Here is an 18837-nt window from a genome sequence, read left to right on the forward strand (position 1 = left end):
GATAAGTAAATAACATAAGATATATAAATTATGATCCGTTCTATATTCATTTTACTCTGATTAATTTTACTACTAATTACATTCTCAGCACTATTCAGAAGCAATTACTTCATGAAACTATTCCTTACTTTTATTTCGCTGCTAATGTATCTCTTTATAATCACACCTGTTGTTAATGGACAGCAAGTGTTCAAACTTAATTCGATTGACAGCCAGACTAAACAGGTATCAGCCCGAACGCTATCAGGTATCGAACATCAGAGGCAGTATTACGAGCTACACGATAACCAAATCGATTTTACCACTATAAAATCTGGTGATTATTTAGAGATAGAAGTAACTCCCGGTTCATCCACGACGTTTGGGGTTAACAGAGTTGAAAACTACACATCATCAACTACATCATTCATTACAAAAGAGATCGACAATCCCGAGAATACATTTACGTTCACCTACTCGAACGGCAGATTGCACGGGATCTTTCACAAGTCGCATGAAGAAACTTACTTTTTTGAATATGATGGGCAGGTATCGCAGAACTATGTATCAATAGGGTCATCGTTTTATGATGATGAAAAGTTCTGTTCCATTCATGAATTAGATACTTGGCATCTCAATAATTATTCTCCCGGCAGATTAATAAAACAGCAGGCGGTTCAGATGTAAGACCGCATATCCCAAATGCATCATCCACCATTGCCACACTTGAGGATGATGTGACGATCGACCTTCTGATGCCTTACACACAAAAAGCTCGTGAATGGGCGGAAAGCAACATCGGATCCATAGATGCCGTTATTGCCCAGTCTCTTGCAAATGCCCAAACTGCTCTGGACAACAGCGAGATTTACGTTACCCTGCGCCTCGTTCACCTTTATGAGACTGATTACGATGAGGATTCTTCTACCTCACTCGACTCGAACGATCCGGATTACGTTTCGGGTGGCGATCATCTAAGACGCCTCTCTTACAATCCTGTAGAACCATTTGATTTCTGTCCGGATGATGACGAGGAGTGTAGCCCTTCAGATTTTGCCGGTTTTATGGAAGAGGTACACGACCTGAGAAACCAATATGGGGCCGATCTTGTTGCTGCGGTGTTGAGTGAGCCAAATACAGGAGGCATAGCATGGATGAACAACTCACCAACCGGCAATCATATTCTCGGTTTTTCGATAAACCGGGTACAGCAAATTGGGAGTGGCAATACACTTGTGCACGAGATTGGCCATAATATGGGAAATGCACACGCCAGAAATCAACCCAGTAAAGCGGCAGGGGTCTTTGGCGGAATGTTTGCATACTCAACCGGAAACCGGTTCACGGCAGGCTCAAAACAATATGCTACCGTTATGGCCTATAATGATGGAGGGTATTCAAGTATCCCAAACTTTTCTAATCCAGATGTTTCATTCTCAGATGTTCCTACCGGTACTGAGCTCTCCTCAAGCAGTGCCGCCGGTCCATCTAACAGTGCACGAAGCATGCGGGAAATAAAACGGGTTATTGCAGCCTACCGCCCCACACTGGTTGATCCGCCTGCAATTTCTATTGAAGAATCTTCCATTTCAGCTGAACTCGACCAGAACAACTCAACCGTCACTGTTCCTATAACCTTACAAAACAGTGGAACCAGCGATCTGCTGTGGGACTTTGATTTTGATATTGAAAGCGGGGTTATCGCAAATTCTAAACAGCAGGCTGATCAATCTCAAACAATGCAGGTGGCTCCACTTATAGGAACTTTCGCCTCGGGCAGCAACATATCATTTACCGAACTAAGTGAACCGGGCGTAATATTTTCGACCAGTTTTGAGTCAGAGGAGGGATTTTCGACCGGCGATTTTCCGGCCATAGCCGGCTGGCGCTCATTTTCAGAATCAACACCCTTTGAGATATCAGCAGAAAATCCTTCAGATGGAAGCCGACATCTACGCCTACCAAGACGCTCTGAATCTTCATCTTCCATGTTTTCAAGATCACCATTTTTTGGACCGCAAGCCATGGGTGAGTTTGTTATCTCGTTTGATATAGCCACACAGGATCTGATTATTGGTGGTAATGGTGAAACATTTGATGTTTATGCTTTTGATAACAGCACAGGAACTATTTCTTCCGGCATAATCATATCCGGTGGAAATATTTTTGCACGAAGAATAAACGAATCGGGAGATGAAGTTTTCTCTTCCACAAATGCCACTTTTCCGACTGATGGCTCTTACAGATCCTTTGAGATCAAGTACAATCCCAACAACGGAAGCGTGGATTATTACCTTGGGGGAACTCAAATTGCGTCCAATCCATATCCCTCAGGACGAAAACCCGACTACATGTATTTTGGCCAGCGAAACGAAGTAAGCGGCGCCTACATGGATATTGATAATATTCGCGTAGAACGCTTACACTCGCCGTTCAACTGGCTAACTACGGAGTCTTTTGGCGGAGTGGTTGCAGCAGGTTCAAGCCAAACGGTGAACCTCACTCTTACGGCTCAGGACGTGCCTACAGGAGATTATCAGACAGTACTTCGGGTACGAAGTAACGACCCGACAAATCCTGTTATCGAAGTTCCAATCTCTGCATCAATTGAAATGGCAACATCATCTGAAGATGCACAAGACTTACCTCAGCGAGTCCAGTTATCGCAGAATTTTCCAAATCCATTCAATCCCACAACCAACATTCAATTTACTCTGAATCGCACGACTGATGTGACTCTGGAAATCTTTAATATTACAGGACAAAAAGTAGCCACACTTATTCAGGGAACGCTTAATGCCGGTCACCATCAAGAAACATTTGACGCCAGCAGTCTGTCAAGTGGTATCTACATGTATCGCCTCAGAACTCCGGAACAGACGCTGACCCGCCAGATGATCCTGATTAAATAATTCCCCGAATGAAAAATGCAACCTTATCCATTATTTCGGCAGCGATTCTTATTTCCGGCTTCCTGATTGTGGGCTGTAGTGACGGAACTGACCAACCATCAAACCAAACAGAAACAGATGAGATGGAGGTGTCCGGTCTTCCTGAATTAATGGTACAGACCAGCGATTCTCTGCTGTTTACCCGGGCAAATGTATCAGATGATATTTTTACATTAAAGGACACCCACAACACAGCACCCTTCATTGCATTTACATATATTGAGCCGTCACCCCCGATAAACAGCATCAGATCTTACGAGCCGGGAACAGAAGTTCATATATCTCTTGATGAGAATCTTATTGTTACAGCTCGCATCAACAGAAATCAGGCGGTTGGTGAAAGCATCAGAACACTCACCGGCCCGCTTATTAATTTCCATATCGGCCATCTCACATTAGGGGTTGATGAGAATAGTATAACAGGCACAATTGATCTGCTGAGCGAAGACCGGCTATTTTACATTCGGTACGATCGCACCGGCGGTCACCATTATCTCGCTGAAGTCGACCGGTCTAAGCTGGATATTCAGGAGGGTTCACAGCCGCTTAAGATGAATTAGGTTGAGTACTGACTCACTCTTTCCAAAATCTTAGAAATCAGCCTCAATTACATTTAAGCAACGCTATGTAGTGCTACATCCATTATTTTTATTGAATACGAATCAGAATATCTGTTCGCATTTTATGATTGAGATTGAATTCAGATTCCGAATGACGCCGCGCCTACTATGGCGCTCCTTTAATTAACGGTTTACTTCTTCCCCCATTTTACGGAACTTGAGCTAATCTGCCATCAGATAAATAAAAACTGAACCAGTTCTATTTTTTGAACATCGTGCTGGCTATAAAAAATATGTTCTCTTTTCTTTCTAATAACCTTCGTTTAAAATAGGGGAACCACATGGTTCCATATGGCACGTAAACTCTTGTGTTGTATCCTTCGGAGGCCAGTTCAATCATGGTTTCTTCACGCAAACCATAGAGCATCTGAAACTCAAACCGGGACTTCCCGAGATTATTTTCCAGTATGTAATTCTTAATCCAGTTCACAAGCTCATCGTCGTGGGTTGCAATTCGGGGATAGGCAGTTTTTTCGAGTAAAATTTTGGAGTACTCTTTAAACGCGTCACGTATAGCCGGCATATTTTGAAGGGCCACACGTTCCGGCTCGCCATACGCGCCTTTGCAGAGTCTAATGTCCGCTCCCATTTCCGCCAGCTCAGGGATATCATGTTTGCTGCGATGCAGATAGGCTTGTATCACAATTCCGACGTGTTTACCATACTCTTTGAACGCTTCTTTAAACAGATCGATTGTTGCCTGCGTACAATCTGATCCCTCCATGTCGATGCGTACGAATGAATCGTGTTCACGAGCCACATCAAGCAGCTTAAACAAATTCTCTTTGCAGTACTCCTCGTCAATGTCGAGACCGAGCATTGTTAGCTTGATGGAGATCGTGCTTTTAAGCCCCGCATTATGGATATTTTCTATCAGCTGTATGTAGCTCTCAACCGTGTCGTCGGCCATCCGGCGGTCTTTTACATTCTCCCCGAGAAGATCGAGCGTTACTTTTATACCGTGCTTATTGAGCTCCCGGACTTTTGGCACAGACTGGTCGAATGTCTCCCCAGCAACAAATCTCTTTGCCAACACAAAAGGTAATTTCATAACTGCAGATGTTTTTTATTTCAATCAAAAATAAATTACGAAAGTGCTCATGATTTACACACAGATATCATAACATTTTTTTTCCCGAGGCGGTTCTATCTGAAACAATTGCTGGTGAGTCGTCGTATGTTTTCGAGCCAAACTTTTTTCTCCAACAAACCCTGCCGACATGGAACAATTAACAAAATTTCTGATCTGTCTGTTTGCAACAATTATAGCTTTTTTCAGCTCACTAACTGCGCAAAATATCGATGATGCGTACAGAACTGAAATATTCAATGTGAACGATAATCCTACCATCAACATACAAACCAGCGGCGGATCAATTATGACCGAGGGGCATAACGAGGATGAAGTTCGCGTATACATGATAGTACGACGTGGCAACAGAGCATTATCTCCATCAGATTTCGATCTCGATGATTTTGAGATCGACATCAGCCAGGATGGTAATACTATCACCGCAAGGGCTGAACGAAAAAATAGCGGATTTGGCGGGTGGTTCAGTTCAGGAAACAATGTATCCATCTCATTTGTGGTTCAGGCTCCTGCCGGATCTTTTGTAGACGGTAGCACAAGCGGGGGATCCGTAACGGCAAGAAACTTCATGAATGATGTATCATTGAGAACCAGCGGCGGAAGTGTTACAGCCGAATCTATCCGGGGAAATGCAGATCTCAGAACCTCCGGCGGAAGCATTAATCTTGCAGACGTTCACGGAACTGTTAATGGTCGCACCAGCGGCGGCTCCATCCGGGTTGACGGGCTCACCGGACCGGCAGATCTGAGAACTTCAGGGGGAAGTATTCGCCTTGAAAACGTGAGCGGCGAAATTACAGCCAGAACCAGCGGCGGCAGTATCCGTGCCCAATTAACGGAGTTCAGCGACGATCTCGATCTAAGAACAAGCGGGGGCAGTATTTCAGTAGATATACCTGAAACTGAGCATTTTGAAATGGATCTGTCAGGAAATCGCGTCAATGTGGAACTTCGAAATTTTACGGGAAGCTCTGAGCGTGACAGAGTTGAGGGTACAATAGGTAATGGAGGCCCCATGCTGGCTGCAAGGACATCCGGCGGGAGTGTGACGGTGAATTATAATTAACGAACCGGGATTTTGAGAGCTATCCGAGATCAATTTAAGTAACTATAAAAAGTGTAATTACAGCCAACAAAAAAGCCCTTAAACAACAACTGAATGTCATTTAAAGGCTTTTTTTAAGTCGGAACGACAGGATTTGAACCTGCGACCCCCTCGACCCCAGCCGAGATGCTCTACCGGACTGAAGTGTCTTACAAGCATTTCAAACAAGGTTGCTTACTCTCATTTTTCACAGAATAGTAATAATCGATAGTAGACTACTATCATATTACTATCGAAATGGCTTCATTAATTAAGCAGCATGGATTTTATTATCTGCAATTTTTTAACAGCAACCGTAACCCGAAACAAAAAAGAGTAGCCCTTAAAACCAGAACCGAAAAACACCGCTCTAAAACTGAAACGAAAGCTCGAAGATAAGTTTGCGACAGGTGAATACAATCCGTGGGCAGATGATGTTGTTTCAGATAACAGCGAGAAGCTTACCAAAAGCTCTTCATTGGAGAACGCACTCAAAGAGTTTATCAAAATTAAATCTCAACAAGACTGGAGAGAAAACACAACCCGAAATACAAAATACGTCCTGGAAGACTTTATTCGAAGCATTGGTCCCCAATCGCCGGTTGAGAGTGTTACTGAAACATGCTTTCAATCACATTTTTTGAATCGGGACGATATTAAATACGAAACCAAGCTATCCCACAAAAAGAAGCTGAAAACGTTCCTGCTGTGGCTGGATGAGAACAAATTAGCCAGGCTGACCTCCAGTAAACTCCATATAGAGAATAACAGCAGTGAGCAGGCTGAATCGATTAATTACTTTACCAGAGAAGATATTGAAAAGCTTACGAGCTATATCAGTAGTAAGGTAGCAAGTGATATCAAAAAGGGATTCCAAACAGAGAATTTCAATGCTCTGTGGCTAATAGATTTCATTCACTGGCAGCGCTTATCTGGGATGCGGCTTTCTGAAACACTGCATTTGCGAGCTGGGGATATTGATACCTGATACCTGGGAAATAATCATCGGAAATGATCACTTCGTCACTAAGAGTAAGAAGAAGCAGGTGCTGCCAATTGAAAGTGTGCGAGCCATTAAAGAAGATCGCCAGAAAAAAACTCACTGAATGCACTTCTATAGATGATAGACTATTTGACCATAGCTCGCGTCGTCATACGCACAGGCTGTTTAAAAAGTATTTAAGGCAGGCACTACCGAATAAACAGAATCTGAACATTCACAGTCTGCGCCATACGTGCTGCATAGAACTCCTTCGCGCCGGAGTGCCCATTTACACCGTACAACGCTGGCTACGCCATGCTGATGTTAGCACTACTCAGCGGTATGCTGACATGCTGAATATGGATATCAGTGAGCAAGTGGGGAATGCGCTTCAGAATCTGTGAGTGCTTAGTGAGATAGGGAGGAAAAAATGAGAATAGTTTTTGGGGAGAGTAAATAGCAAAGTTGGCTGGAGATTAATTACTATGAAAAGTAAATCGGGATTTATCTCACTTGCCCACTGAAAAGGGCATCAAAACCCCGTACCCCACACTTCCACATTTACGCGAGCCTGCCGAGGCCTTAACGGCTTGGCCAATAAGCGGCGCGGCTACAGTCTTTGAATGTAAGTAACTAAACACAAACGCGTGCGGTTGATGATTGCTGGTTATGCGGCTTTATTTGATAAGACTGAAACCAAGAAGGCGAATATCAGGCCATTCTTTTGTCTCTCTTTTAGTTATTGAAAGTGAAATTTGATACTGTTTTTGGATTTGAAATTGACTTGGTTTAACAGCTGTAATGTATAAAGTATCTGCAGGAGGTAAACTCTCTGATACGGCAATTCGATCGGGAAGAAGACAGTTAAAGTTTTCGGGACACTCATGAATATCAAATACATAAGCATTTATGTTAACTGAATCTGGTGGTTCAACCTCATTAAATAACTCTGAAATTAAAACGGCCCCAAAATCAAAAGCTTCTTCGGATATGTTCTTTCAACCTCATCCGATGAGCTGAAAATATCACAGCCTGTAAGAATCAAAATACAGGCAGTAAATATGATTAGCTTTGTTTTTTTTATAGTTGTCCTCGCTAGCTGAGTTAAAATGCTTAAATGCTATATTTATTACACATCAAAATTGGATCATAACTACTTTATTGAGCAAGTTTTTTGTCAAGCCACATAACGGTTTGGCGGTTGTGCGGTCGAGGTGATCAACTTTGCTAAAGTCCGAACTACAAAATCGTCCGCACGAACCGCTGGTTATTGGCCTCGTTTATTTATTAATCATACTGAAATTGATATTTAACGACCTTTTGGATTCCTGTATCGGGATCAGTTTCTAAGGCAAAAAGAGATTCATCTGTAACGGCTTGAATACTCTTGCTCTTTGGCCAAGTAAATTTTGTTAGAATTTCTCCTTCATTATTCAATACCCACCATTGATAATTACTTTCGCTGTCGATGATTGTTGAAATCCAAAAATTATTCGAATCATCCACTACAGGTCTCTTATAGGGCCGGCCGGCCTTTCGGGATCGGTCTTGTCAATGACACGAACCTGCTCGACAAGTGGCTACCAATCAATTAACTGGTCGATTTTAGAAAGTTTTTTAAGCATCCTGCTGGTCTTTTTTCGCATGGAAAAGTAACCCGTCGCCAAAACTTAATTGATTGATAGCAGCCATTAATCAGTCTGTCATTATAGTTATCATTTTACGATTGGCTATATATAACACTCTTATCCGAAAATCTCCTGGAATGAGAGGATTTTGCAAAGACTCCCAAAACATTAAATAGTAAATATAAAAACAATAAAATGAATATTTTAGTATTCTTCATAAGATATAATTGATATTATAAATATAATAAAATGTTGACAGATTTTATTTTAATATTTTTGGTAAATCAGTACTGGTTATATTACGTCAGAAGCATAATCGGAGATACCATGAGTGTTGCCAAATTTTTCTGAAATGGTAATTAATACGATTCGTTTATCAAAATATGCACGATAAATAGGATTACCTGTCCAATCCCAAGCCTTCTACGTGATGACCGAAACTATTCGCTGGCTCATTTCCAATATCCTCATACGTCGAATTGAATGTCAAAGCATATATATAATCATTAGATGCTTGTACTGAATTTCTATAAATTATTCTATTATTTTCATTATCTGAATTCTCTTTTAAAGAGTCATGAATTTTTATATTGTGTAGCTCCTCTCCACTGTTATTAAATATTTTGAATCTATTATAATATAGATAAAAAGCTGAAAACTTTGATCCATCAGGATTTGACGTGTGAATCTTTCTAAATTCACGATAACGTTCATGAGGACTCAATTGAGAATTGGGATATTCTCCGAAAGTGAACATAGTATCATTCAATGAGGGATCAAAAGCAATATATTCGCTGTTTGGGATGTTCATTTCGATTTTCGTCCCCAAAAAACAGCCTTTCAGTTTAGAAAACAAATTTACTTCATTAATACTATAATTTATTAATGAAGGGGGATATTCCTTTACATATAAACTATCGTTTATTCTCTGCAATCTATTCATTATGCCTCTATAATGATTGTAGATAATCATTTCTTCTTTAATAGAGACAAGATTAGTATCATATGCAATTGCAACAAAACGAAGCCTATTTAAATAAGGATCATAGGATTTCGATCGGATCATCAATTGAAAAGTTTATTGAACTGTGAATGAGAGGCTGCTGAAATTCATTCGGACCGTTTCCTTGACGCCCCCATTTATATAAGAATTTAACTTCAGGTAATTTAAAAATTTGAAATATTCCCTCTTCTTTTATATCGACTACAACTAGATAATCCTCAATAATATCAATTAATCCCACATTTAAAAGTTCTGATCGTTCGTTTAAATCAATAAGTTTTACTTATCATTATTAATGTCTAATGGCAATGCATGGACAATTTGACTATCCTCAATGTCTTCATCCTGATCGCATGAGTTTTAAATAAAAATAAATCGTGATTAATATTATGAGATATATATATTTTAAATTCATTGTCATAATACTGTACTGATGCAGGTAATGATTACATTATATTGAAGTTGACGCGTACTTTAACTCTACTACGAGAAGGCTTTGCAGAACCCCCATTATTTCGGGTTTTAACGGTTGATTTGTAGTTTTGGGCAATCAATTCAGTTTTTCTCAATTAAAAAAGCATGATCTATGGATAAGCGTCATCAACTCAGCATTTTAGACCAATGGGCCAGCAATTCCACCCAAGTTTCGCGTTCTACCAAGCGCCTTCAAGAGATTGACGAGTGGATCGATTGGGAGCCACTCTACGAGATTGGCCGCCGCATTGACAAAACCGGCCCTAAAGGCGGACAGCCCCGTAAGCCGGTTCGGTGGATGATCCGCGGGTTGTTTCTTCAGTATCTGTATCAGCTGAGTGACCCGCAGCTGGAAGATCATCTGATTGACCGGCTGAGCTTTCGGCGATTCGCCGGGTTGCCGCTGGATCAGACCGTGCCGGACTTTACCACCTTTTGGCGGTTTCGCGAGGCGCTGGCCAACGACGGTCTTATCGAAGAACTCTTTGAGGAGATCACCGGTCAACTGGACGCCAAAGGCCTGCTGCTGCGGCAGGGAACCGTTGTTGATGCCACGATTATCGACTCGGTCAACCGGCCGCTGTCGGATAAAAAACGAGAGGAACTGGCTGAGGATCCTCTCCCCAAATCGACACCGATGCCAACTCCACAAAGAAGGGTGGCACGTACTATTTCGGCTATAAAGGCCATATTGGCGTGGATGCGGGCAGTAAACTGATTCGTAAGATTGCCTTTACCCCGGCCGCACCTCACGACAGCACGGTGCTCGAAGACTTAGTGAGTGAGGATGAACGCAGCCTGTTTGGCGATAAAGCCTACGACCGCGACAGCCTCAAACAGATGGCCCGGGACGACGGCTGGTATTACGGAATCCTGGATAAAGGCAAACGTAAATGACCCACTGAGTTCCGCCCAAAAAAAACGAAACAGACGTCACCAGCAGGTTCGCTCGCAAGTGGAGCATCCGTTTGCATCGATCAAAGATCGCTATGGCCTGCGATGGGCCCGGGCCAAAACGAAACTGAGAAACAAAGCCCGCTTTGTGATGGCGTCCATCTGCTGGAACATTGAACGCGGTATTACCTGGTCAAAGAAACAGCAGAATATTACCCCGGCAAGGGCCACCTGATGGGTGGAGTATGTCCGCGAGCGGCCAAACGGCCTCAAATCGGCCGCCCGGCCGCTTCAAAACAGCCATAATTGGCCAAAAACTACACTATTTGAAAGAACGAGACTTTAAAAAACTGAATTTCAGAAAATCGAAGGCAATTCAAAGCCCTCTAATATACTAATGACTATCTGTTTCATAATTTCCTCTATCTATTAATTAATATTGAAATATACGCAAATAATATTCATGGTCACTAGCAAAATAATTGTTTGATAACCATTATTGTATCAGTAAGCCAGACGGCTCGGCAGGAGTTATGGGTACATAACAACCTACCCTGTACTAAAAAATGTGAATTAGGTATAAAAATATATTATAGTAGGATGAACTCATATATAGACACAAGAGGTACAATATGTTTAAGAGATTGACTATACCTTACTACTAGACTCGTAACATTAATAAAATGAGCAAACTTATATCATACGACCTGATAAAGAGAGAAATCAGGCGGTTAAGGTTTCATCCCCATTACCCCTCAATTGAAAAACAAAATACCTGAAAAGCTTTTAGCCAAATTACGTCACTTGCCCACTGGGAGTGAGTAAGTGGGCTGATTTAACAATAACTTCTCAATCAAAAAGAGAAGGCCCCACCTTCTCTCTCTGAAGCTCCCGATCAGTCCTGCCGGCCGTTAACGGCTTCTATCACTTTTCCGGGATTCAGTGTGGTAAAGCATAACTCTCTAAATCTTATACCGCTCTTACATTGACATTCTACTTTTTCCTGTAATTCGCTATACTGGTGCTCATATCACTATAAGCCGTTCTGATTCCATCACGGGTTGCATCAAAGTTTAGAGTATTATTTCTGTCAATCCCTATTTTTACAGCTTCGGCGAACGCATCCTGATTAGCCCCCAGGTAAATGAACTCCCATGAATATCTTCTCTCTGATGGCGTATCATATCATTTATTATACGGAGGTTAAAGGTCTTACTTGCATTTTCTTGTCCATCAGTCAGAATAGCAACAATCACTTTTTCAGGTCTGTTTTCTTCCGGAGTGTTAGCTAATCTGCGGCCCGTAGAATCTATAGCTTTGCCGATGGCATCAAATAATGCTGTACTTCCGCTCGGTATGTAGTCTTTGTTACTGATCGGATTAACTTCGCTCAGGGGTTTGTTTTCATGGATAACTTCAGATTCTGTATTGAACTGAATAAGAGTTAATGTCGCTTCTCCGGGCAGCTTTTTTTGCTCTTCCAGGAATGTGTTGAAACCTGCGATCGCGTCCCTTTTAATTAATCCCATGGAACCTGATCTGTCGATGATGCATATTATTTCTGCTAATCCTTCTTTCATATTTTCTCCAATTTAACGTTTGGTTGATTATTTGAAGCTGTCGTTTCTATAAATGGTGATTACGTTGGTTACGCCATTTGATTGTAAGCTTCGCTCATACTTCTTATACCATAAAACCATCTCATCTTGCGCTCCGGGCATAATTCTCCCCCTAATTTTGGTATAAGAAAGGTGTAATAGAAACTATAAATTATGGAGAATTCATGTCTGAATTATTAACTCAATGCGGATCTGAGCGTTGCTCGCTGGAGCAACTACTCGTGGTCCCCGAACCCGAAAAGACCGCCACCTATACGCCGTTAAATCACTACGACTTTGCAGTTAACGTGAAAACGGTAGCCTCTAATTTGCTCAGAGACTTTACCTTTGCAAAACAGGCGTATGCAATCAGCTCGAAAGGCAACAGAATGTTTGGAGTCCTATCGTATAGCAGCAAATCCACATCAGATGACGATCCCCTACGCCTTTCTATAGGGATTAGAAATTCACACGATACCAGCATGAGCTGCGGAGTAGCGGTAGGAAGCTCGATCGTGGTATGCGATAACCTCATGTTCCGCGGAGATATCACCGTAATGAGAAAGCACACAGGCAAAAACATGCATGAGGATCTAATGGATCAGGTGGTAACCGCGATCTATAAATCCCAGCATCAGTACAGCCAGCTCTGTTTCGACGCAGCCAGGATGATGGAGATAGCCCTGGATAAGCGTGCAAGCTACGAGTACCTGGGCATTCTGACTGGGGAAGGCATCCTATCACCTACGCAATCCACCAAGGCGTTTAAGGAGCTTGAAACACCATCCCATCCAGAGTTTGAAAAGATGAATTTGTGGAGCGCTTACAACCATGCGACCGAGGCCCTCAAGAGCTCACCACCCCAATCAATGGTGCGTAATCACAGCAGGCTCCACGCGCTCACCGAAGACCTATACCTGAATTAGCTATGACTCACGTAGAAAAGTTAGCAAGGTTAGCGGGTGAGGCATGTGAAACGAGCTGTTATCTATGCCGTTATCAAATGGCTCGAAAAGAAGCATAAATCAAAAGGTGGCTCCTAACGGAGTTGCCTTTTTTCATATAAACGTAACTGAAAATATTATGAATGAAATATCAACGAAAGAACTCTCAATAGACGAATGGCGATCATTGAGGCGCAATTTTATTGGCGGGAGTGATAGTTTTGCCGCTTTGGGAAATTCGAGGTACAAAAGCCCATACATGGTATGGCTGGAGAAAACTCAGAACGTCAGCTTCTTTCATGGGAACGCGTTTTCGAATTTCGGGATCTTGTTCGAACCTATCGTCCGACAACATTTTCGGGAGACCATGAACATGGAGGTTACTGAGCCTGAAACGATGTTTATTCCACCGGACTATCCCATGCTTTCAGGGAATGTCGATGGCATCATCAATGATGAAGGCAACCTGGGGCTGGGAATCTTGGAAATTAAGTGCACGACCACCCTGGCGGATTTCGCCCCACGAGTTAGCGCAAAACATGCCCTGAATGGCATGCACAGCTGCAACACTACATCGGCATTCTGGATGCACAATTCGGGTACTTACAAGTCTCATTTTCGAGACACGTGCGAGTTTGCAGAGCCCATTTTTGTGAGCGAGACGACGAGCTCATCAGAGCAAACAACCGGCGCCTGAGCCAGTGGTGGAAGACCTTTGTGGAGGGAAACACCCCGCCTCCACCTTCAACGACTGAGGATCTGCTTATTAAGCATCCTGAATCGTTGGACTCTCAAAAAGAAGCTACTGTGCACATTCGCCAGCGGTATAATCTCTTGCTTAGCGTGAGAGAACGAATCGATGGACTGAAAGAGCTAAAGGAGTCAATAGAATTTGACTTAAAAGAGTTTTGCGGTGACAACTCGGCAATAACCGTGGATAACAAGCCTATCCTCACGTGGAAATCCTCCACGCGAAGAGGATTCGACAGCAAACGGTTTCGGACCGACTATCCGGAGCTGTACAACGACTATCAAACAGAAACAAATACCAGAACCTTAAGATTAAAACAGGATAAGCTATGACACTAATAATAAATGAGAAAGCCAAAAATACCGATCTTGCACCGAGTGGATTGCAACCTGCAGTGTGCGTTGACGTTTCGGATTTAGGAACCATGTGAAAGCAAGTTTGGAAAAAAGCAGATGGTCCTGCTGGTTTTTGAACTTGAAGCTACAAATGATAATGGTGACAGGTATCTCCTTCAGAAGAGATACAACAAATCGCTACACCCTAAATCGAATCTCAGGCAAGATCTTGAAAGATGGAGGACAAAACCTTTTACAGATGAAGACCTGCATTATGGGTTCAATTTAGAGAAGGTGATTGGCATTACAGCAATGGTCTACGTTGAATACAAAGATACAGACAGAGGAAAATGGGCCAATGTTGATAGCATACTCCCGGCGCCGGAACTTCAGCTCCAACCGTCTGGCAGCTACCAGCGGGTTACAGAATCCCTTCAAGAATCATAAGAGAGGAAAAATCATGGTGAGGCTACCAAAGCCCCCGTGATTTTTTAGCATCAGAATCAGGACTTTCACTTACAGATCCCTTCAAATATTTGGGTACACCAGTTTAAAAGTTAAAAGAGGTGCATTTTCCATCATTTTTCATTGGGGATCTGTGAATGGCATTGAAGTGGTATTAATTAGCTATCATGCGGCGCTTCTATTTGCCCGCCAGAGTCCTTGGGGCTACTGAAGCGGGCAGAAGGGGTCGAGCTGGGATGACCGGCGCAGCTGAGGGACGTAAAATGAAAAAAAAATTGGAAAAAAATTATCAAAATTCGAAAATGGCTGAGGTGGGGGGCTAATCTGGATGGGAAAGTTTAATCCGGTTTGTATCGGGTCTTTTTACCCCGGGGTCAATTTTTGGTTCCTTTGGGAAGAATGAACTTAATTACTTTATTTGCGCGCTCAATGCTGAGATAAGATTTTTTAGATCCTTCTCGCGGTTTTACCCAGATTCTTTTTGAGCGTTACCGGCCACTGAATCCTGGCTGTATTGCCAGGGGATTGTGAGAGCTTTTCCTGTTTGAGCTTATCCATTTCTTCAGTATAAATTTCAAATGCGACGTCTACTTTTCTGAAATGTCGCTCTTCAAAATATTTATCGCGCTTCATCCGGGCTTTAAGAGTATCTTTATCAGTTACTTCTTTAATTTTCGATCTTCGGTGACCCAATTTTTGATTTCATTGCAATAGGTAAGTCTTTGTCATATTCTTTAATCCACTGAATAAATGTAAGTTTATTTTTGTATCCATAGTTGATGAAATAACTCACTTGCCCACTGAATCCCCGAATGCGAGACTTCCAGTGAGCAAATGAGTAATATTTTATATTTATTTTGTTGTGAATGTTAATTGTGAGTATCCATTATTCGGAACATCCTGCACCTGCCAGCTTTTAAACTCTGCATAAGTGCGAATCCATTTTTAAAGGTCTTCATTTGATTTTCATGAAGGTCGCACGAGAGGTTCAGGAAGCAGAAGGAATTGCCTGATGAGTTCACAGGAGTTTCCGGCTGCTTAGATGTCGGGTTTTCCCCTTCAAACAGAATATTTGCACTGTAAGACACATCTTTTTCCAAGTAAGACTCTGCCCATTCAAAAAACTCACTGCTTGTCTCATGGCGAGCCTTTCTTGACATGTATGTGCTTGTTTTGCATGTGTATAGGCCGTTTTTTAGATACTCCTGGAGGCAATCAATCATAAACCGATCAAACCGATTCCACTCTGCATCATCCCAATCCTCAAAAAATCGTCCTCCAAACTCTATATCAGGGTGAAGGATGGTTCAATAATAATCTGAAAACTCGAGAACCACCTGCCTCCTTTCATAGCTGTTTCCACTTCCGCTTATAACGGAATTTGTTGCAATTAGGATCTTCGGTGAGTCCTCAAATGGTATTGTGAATCGATTTGAGTACTTAGCTTCAACCTGCATATCGTTGGTAATAACATTGAATAGAGGTTCTAAATTGAACTGCGAATGTGCATCGTCGATAAACAGATTCTGGTCACCGAGTTTCACATCCATGAAAGCAAAATTGCTATCCATTTTTATGTTTTTCCCAGCTATATATCGTTGATTTCGAATAAATTTCAGAGATGAACCATATAAACTTTTACCGTTGTCTCCCATCGGCATGACCCAGTGGAGATATTTTTTACGATCGGATGAATAACTGCTTTTGCATTGGCCCTATCTTTATATGTGCTCAACAAATATCCCAGAGTAGAGCAGAATGCAGCAAATTGGTCAGGTTTACCGCCCGCTACATTCATTACAAACTTTTCGAAGTGAGATTTTTGACTAACTGATGAGTTTAAATGAAATTCACGATCCAGAATTTGATCCTTCCAGATAACTCCCGGAAGTTTTGAGTACTTAATGAGTTTTATATCGTGTTTTGTTACTTTGATTGCACCATTCTTAAAAAATAAATAACCGTTATTGCTATCTTCTCTCAAGAAATTCAATGTAGATTGAGGGAAAACTCCCTGGAAATTATCACTGAGTATTTTACTTCGATAAGAAAGGAACGCAGATGTCAGCTCTCGTTGGGATTTAAGAATAATCCCTTTTTCACTTTCCGCAGTCGCCACAAATTTTGATAGTTTAGGGAGAATTTCTTCCCTTACGTGATCCATTATCATCGGATTTGAAACCTCCTGAACAACATTGTCTTTAACTCTTAAAAGGGTAGGTTCAACCGAATTTCCCAGGTATATCTTTTTAAAGCCATGATCTCCCAACACCTCAGACTTTCTGAGTTCACATATGCCCAGCTTTGGCTTTTCTCTGGTCTTTAACATACCAGAATCTATCTTTTCACTGTTGCTGAATTCCAGATATACTCTGCATCTGGAAACAAATCTTTCCCCGAAAGATGTAAGGGGTCAAGAGCAGCCTCAATCAATGGTTCTTCAGGAGCTTTCAGATTAACCCAATAAACTTCGGTGTCGTTGGGCAGTGTATCAGCGTACAATCTGCAATAGGATATTGCATTCTTTTTCTCCGAGCCAGTGACCGCATTTTTTAAGAGCTATAAACCTTCTCCCAATATTCTGATTTTTCCAGTAAGACATCACGCTGCTTCTCGGTGAGTACAGGATTCATAGAATCCATTCTGCAAATAATATCGATATCATGCCGGACAATCGACAAGTACATTACATCAAAGGGGTGTTCGGCGATCACCGCCGTTCTTGTATCCAATACATTGTTCAAACCAAAAATTGAATCAATTGTTGAAGAGCCAGGTAGGTCGAAATCAGAGAGCCGATCGTCTTGGAAATAATACCCCCTGCAACCGTACTGGTCGAGGTACCAGCAGCATGTCTACAGTATCACTGGTGGCAATGTCATTTGCTCTAAACCGATGTCATATTTGCATAAGACTTCGTGGCTGACACCATACGTTTCACGAACGGTAGTCACCAGCGCGATGGTCCCTGTTTTTTTGCAGATTTTGAACTCGCTGACTATGTTGTTCTCGTTCATTTTGATCCCAATAATTTTCTTTTGTCGGTACGATGTTAAGTTTAGGGTTGAAGGGCTTCAAAATTTCAGCAAGTGGAATATTATGCCTCTTACAATGCTCAAAAAAGGTCCCAAGTGAAACTTGCTTACTGGCAGTTTCACATAGATTGTCGAACTTTTCATCGCATTTAGTAGCATTATATTTGCCAGACATTTTGCTTACTCTGTGAAAGAGTTGGCGGCCATCTTCTCCGAACGATGCGAGTGAAATTCCAATTGAAAACCAATCTGATAGTAATCGGCTATATTCAATCGCTCTTTTCAATATAATCTACACAGGCTTCTACCTTTTTAAGGTCTTCATCCTTCGGCTGAGTAATTGTGGGCACATGCGGAGAGGCAATTTTAGTTTTGGGAGATATCACGGCCTCTGCCTCTTCATTTAAGTAAGCCTCAGGGTCCCAAGGTAAAAAGCAGCCAGAGACTACAGATTTGGGAGCTCTGTCAACTGTTAAACCTAACTTCGATTCAACCAATTCAGCTAGATATTCATATGCCTGGTTGACTTGATTGGCAGTAATATTTGAAACCCTGTAGACAGCCTTAATCCCATTTCCACTCGGTGAAATGAATAGAAGTAGTGGTTTAAAGTTAATCTGATTGATGAGATGGGATTTTGCGGTGTTACAGTCTTCGACATCATCGATATCCAGACATATTAAATGACTGAATTTTAAAAGGCTATCAGTATTTCTTTCCTCAAACATTCCAGAAAATGTGACCAGTTTGAACTGGTTTTTTTTAATTTCTTTTTTCTTATTTGAGTTGCTCGATTTCGGAGTTTTTGGGTAGCCTCTTGAGGCTTATCAGAGATTATATATTGATATGCTTGTTTTACTGTAATGTAGTCTGAAGGGGTTGTGTGATACACACCTTCGTCAAATAATGATATTTTCATTAGTTTTATCCTTTGCATTTATGACAATCTAGAAAGAAGATTTCTATGATCGTCCTGGTTTTATTTAACCAATGCGCAGGATATC

23 protein-coding genes are annotated in these 18837 nt (G+C 41.8%); 13 read left to right on the top strand and 10 right to left on the bottom strand.

Annotation, left to right across the window (positions count from 1 at the left end):
- Positions 1-111 precede the first annotated feature (111 nt).
- The 3 genes from U5K35_RS12305 to U5K35_RS12315 are packed head-to-tail and all read left to right on the top strand — an operon-like array spanning position 112 to position 3490.
- Entirely contained in the window at positions 112-666 is a 555-nt protein-coding gene (locus tag U5K35_RS12305; protein WP_322571792.1) for a hypothetical protein, read from the top strand.
- 50 nt (positions 667-716) lie between these two features.
- Positions 717-2891, top strand: coding sequence for a zinc-dependent metalloprotease (locus tag U5K35_RS12310; protein WP_322571793.1), 2175 nt, complete (start codon positions 717-719; stop codon positions 2889-2891).
- 8 nt (positions 2892-2899) lie between these two features.
- Positions 2900-3490 (top strand): hypothetical protein, encoded by a 591-nt coding sequence (locus U5K35_RS12315; RefSeq protein WP_322571794.1) that lies wholly within the window; start codon positions 2900-2902, stop codon positions 3488-3490.
- A 259-nt stretch (positions 3491-3749) separates the two neighbouring features.
- Here U5K35_RS12315 and U5K35_RS12320 read toward each other — a convergent pair whose 3' ends face one another.
- Positions 3750-4601 (bottom strand): proline dehydrogenase family protein, encoded by an 852-nt coding sequence (locus U5K35_RS12320; protein WP_322571795.1) that lies wholly within the window; start codon positions 4599-4601, stop codon positions 3750-3752.
- Between the two features lie 169 nt (positions 4602-4770).
- On the opposite strand from U5K35_RS12320, the gene U5K35_RS12325 reads away from it, so the two are divergent.
- The 3 genes from U5K35_RS12325 (at position 4771) to U5K35_RS19740 (ending at position 7110) form a co-directional block, all read left to right on the top strand.
- On the top strand, positions 4771-5706 hold the full coding sequence (locus U5K35_RS12325) for a DUF4097 family beta strand repeat-containing protein (protein WP_322571796.1): 936 nt from the start codon (positions 4771-4773) through the stop codon (positions 5704-5706).
- 496 nt (positions 5707-6202) lie between these two features.
- Positions 6203-6712, top strand: a complete 510-nt coding sequence (locus tag U5K35_RS12330; protein ID WP_322571797.1) for a hypothetical protein — start codon at positions 6203-6205, stop codon at positions 6710-6712.
- 23 nt (positions 6713-6735) lie between these two features.
- Positions 6736-7110 (top strand): tyrosine-type recombinase/integrase, encoded by a 375-nt coding sequence (locus tag U5K35_RS19740; protein ID WP_416221634.1) that lies wholly within the window; start codon positions 6736-6738, stop codon positions 7108-7110.
- A gap of 883 nt (positions 7111-7993) precedes the next feature.
- Here the strand turns inward: U5K35_RS19740 and U5K35_RS12335 are convergent.
- Both U5K35_RS12335 and U5K35_RS12340 read right to left on the bottom strand, forming a co-directional pair.
- Entirely contained in the window at positions 7994-8212 is a 219-nt protein-coding gene (locus U5K35_RS12335; protein WP_322571798.1) for a hypothetical protein, read from the bottom strand.
- A 522-nt stretch (positions 8213-8734) separates the two neighbouring features.
- Positions 8735-9400 carry a hypothetical protein gene (locus U5K35_RS12340; RefSeq protein WP_322571799.1) on the bottom strand — a complete coding sequence of 222 codons (666 nt, stop codon included), beginning with the start codon at positions 9398-9400 and terminating at the stop codon, positions 8735-8737.
- A 523-nt stretch (positions 9401-9923) separates the two neighbouring features.
- Between U5K35_RS12340 and U5K35_RS12345 the strand changes: the two genes are divergently transcribed.
- Genes U5K35_RS12345 through U5K35_RS12355 form a run of 3 tightly spaced genes read left to right on the top strand, consistent with a single transcriptional unit; the run spans position 9924 to position 10940 of the window.
- On the top strand, positions 9924-10529 hold the full coding sequence (locus U5K35_RS12345; RefSeq protein WP_322571800.1) for a transposase: 606 nt from the start codon (positions 9924-9926) through the stop codon (positions 10527-10529).
- Positions 10439-10708 carry a transposase gene (locus U5K35_RS12350; RefSeq protein WP_322572671.1) on the top strand — a complete coding sequence of 90 codons (270 nt, stop codon included), beginning with the start codon at positions 10439-10441 and terminating at the stop codon, positions 10706-10708. The genes U5K35_RS12345 and U5K35_RS12350 overlap by 91 nt, the downstream gene beginning before the upstream one ends.
- Entirely contained in the window at positions 10599-10940 is a 342-nt protein-coding gene (locus U5K35_RS12355) for a transposase (protein ID WP_322571801.1), read from the top strand. The genes U5K35_RS12350 and U5K35_RS12355 overlap by 110 nt, the downstream gene beginning before the upstream one ends.
- A gap of 868 nt (positions 10941-11808) precedes the next feature.
- Here U5K35_RS12355 and U5K35_RS12360 read toward each other — a convergent pair.
- Entirely contained in the window at positions 11809-12285 is a 477-nt protein-coding gene (locus U5K35_RS12360) for a vWA domain-containing protein (protein WP_322571802.1), read from the bottom strand.
- Between the two features lie 203 nt (positions 12286-12488).
- Between U5K35_RS12360 and U5K35_RS12365 the strand changes: the two genes are divergently transcribed.
- From U5K35_RS12365 to U5K35_RS12380, 4 genes are all read left to right on the top strand, one after another.
- Positions 12489-13229, top strand: a complete 741-nt coding sequence (locus tag U5K35_RS12365) for a DUF932 domain-containing protein (protein ID WP_322571803.1) — start codon at positions 12489-12491, stop codon at positions 13227-13229.
- Positions 13230-13293: 64 nt separating this feature from the next.
- Positions 13294-13944 (top strand): YqaJ viral recombinase family protein, encoded by a 651-nt coding sequence (locus tag U5K35_RS12370; RefSeq protein ID WP_322571804.1) that lies wholly within the window; start codon positions 13294-13296, stop codon positions 13942-13944.
- Positions 13945-13964: 20 nt separating this feature from the next.
- Positions 13965-14330 (top strand): hypothetical protein, encoded by a 366-nt coding sequence (locus U5K35_RS12375; protein WP_322571805.1) that lies wholly within the window; start codon positions 13965-13967, stop codon positions 14328-14330.
- A 120-nt stretch (positions 14331-14450) separates the two neighbouring features.
- Positions 14451-14780: a phage replication initiation protein, NGO0469 family gene (locus U5K35_RS12380; protein ID WP_322571806.1), complete on the top strand. Its 330-nt coding sequence runs from the start codon at positions 14451-14453 to the stop codon at positions 14778-14780.
- 465 nt (positions 14781-15245) lie between these two features.
- On the opposite strand, the gene U5K35_RS12385 is transcribed toward U5K35_RS12380, so the two are convergent.
- The 6 genes from U5K35_RS12385 to U5K35_RS12405 all read right to left on the bottom strand — a co-directional run bounded on the left by U5K35_RS12385 (position 15246) and on the right by U5K35_RS12405 (position 18600).
- Positions 15246-15491, bottom strand: coding sequence for a hypothetical protein (locus U5K35_RS12385; RefSeq protein ID WP_322571807.1), 246 nt, complete (start codon positions 15489-15491; stop codon positions 15246-15248).
- 176 nt (positions 15492-15667) lie between these two features.
- Complete coding sequence (locus U5K35_RS12390; protein WP_322571808.1) at positions 15668-15958, bottom strand: hypothetical protein; 291 nt, start codon at positions 15956-15958, stop codon at positions 15668-15670.
- A 147-nt stretch (positions 15959-16105) separates the two neighbouring features.
- The gene (locus U5K35_RS12395; protein ID WP_322571809.1) at positions 16106-16369 is read right to left on the bottom strand and encodes a hypothetical protein; all 264 of its coding nucleotides are present in this window, start codon (positions 16367-16369) and stop codon (positions 16106-16108) included.
- Between the two features lie 44 nt (positions 16370-16413).
- On the bottom strand, positions 16414-17127 hold the full coding sequence (locus U5K35_RS12400; protein ID WP_322571810.1) for a hypothetical protein: 714 nt from the start codon (positions 17125-17127) through the stop codon (positions 16414-16416).
- Between the two features lie 608 nt (positions 17128-17735).
- Complete coding sequence (locus U5K35_RS19745; protein ID WP_416221635.1) at positions 17736-18119, bottom strand: PriCT-2 domain-containing protein; 384 nt, start codon at positions 18117-18119, stop codon at positions 17736-17738.
- Complete coding sequence (locus U5K35_RS12405) at positions 18103-18600, bottom strand: BT4734/BF3469 family protein (protein WP_322572672.1); 498 nt, start codon at positions 18598-18600, stop codon at positions 18103-18105. Before U5K35_RS12405 ends, U5K35_RS19745 begins: the two co-directional genes overlap by 17 nt.
- Positions 18601-18837 lie beyond the last annotated feature (237 nt).

The sequence above is a fragment of the Rhodohalobacter sp. genome, assembly GCF_034521535.1.
Classification (GTDB): domain Bacteria; phylum Bacteroidota; class Rhodothermia; order Balneolales; family Balneolaceae; genus Rhodohalobacter.

What these genes read in the sequence shown, in the direction of transcription:
- U5K35_RS12395 (WP_322571809.1), bottom strand. Translation starts at nt 16,369, where the DNA reads ATGGATAGCAATTTTGCTTTCATGGATGTGAAACTCGGTGACCAGAAT.
- U5K35_RS12390 (WP_322571808.1), bottom strand. Translation starts at nt 15,958, where the DNA reads ATGTCAAGAAAGGCTCGCCATGAGACAAGCAGTGAGTTTTTTGAATGG.
- U5K35_RS12360 (WP_322571802.1), bottom strand. Translation starts at nt 12,285, where the DNA reads ATGAAAGAAGGATTAGCAGAAATAATATGCATCATCGACAGATCAGGT.
- U5K35_RS12380 (WP_322571806.1), top strand. Translation starts at nt 14,451, where the DNA reads ATGGTCCTGCTGGTTTTTGAACTTGAAGCTACAAATGATAATGGTGAC.
- U5K35_RS12355 (WP_322571801.1), top strand. Translation starts at nt 10,599, where the DNA reads ATGAACGCAGCCTGTTTGGCGATAAAGCCTACGACCGCGACAGCCTCA.
- U5K35_RS12325 (WP_322571796.1), top strand. Translation starts at nt 4,771, where the DNA reads ATGGAACAATTAACAAAATTTCTGATCTGTCTGTTTGCAACAATTATA.
- U5K35_RS19740 (WP_416221634.1), top strand. Translation starts at nt 6,736, where the DNA reads ATGATCACTTCGTCACTAAGAGTAAGAAGAAGCAGGTGCTGCCAATTG.
- U5K35_RS12305 (WP_322571792.1), top strand. Translation starts at nt 112, where the DNA reads ATGAAACTATTCCTTACTTTTATTTCGCTGCTAATGTATCTCTTTATA.
- U5K35_RS12315 (WP_322571794.1), top strand. Translation starts at nt 2,900, where the DNA reads ATGAAAAATGCAACCTTATCCATTATTTCGGCAGCGATTCTTATTTCC.
- U5K35_RS12365 (WP_322571803.1), top strand. Translation starts at nt 12,489, where the DNA reads ATGTCTGAATTATTAACTCAATGCGGATCTGAGCGTTGCTCGCTGGAG.
- U5K35_RS12345 (WP_322571800.1), top strand. Translation starts at nt 9,924, where the DNA reads ATGGATAAGCGTCATCAACTCAGCATTTTAGACCAATGGGCCAGCAAT.
- U5K35_RS12340 (WP_322571799.1), bottom strand. Translation starts at nt 9,400, where the DNA reads ATGATCCGATCGAAATCCTATGATCCTTATTTAAATAGGCTTCGTTTT.
- U5K35_RS12320 (WP_322571795.1), bottom strand. Translation starts at nt 4,601, where the DNA reads ATGAAATTACCTTTTGTGTTGGCAAAGAGATTTGTTGCTGGGGAGACA.
- U5K35_RS12370 (WP_322571804.1), top strand. Translation starts at nt 13,294, where the DNA reads ATGCCGTTATCAAATGGCTCGAAAAGAAGCATAAATCAAAAGGTGGCT.
- U5K35_RS12400 (WP_322571810.1), bottom strand. Translation starts at nt 17,127, where the DNA reads ATGTTAAAGACCAGAGAAAAGCCAAAGCTGGGCATATGTGAACTCAGA.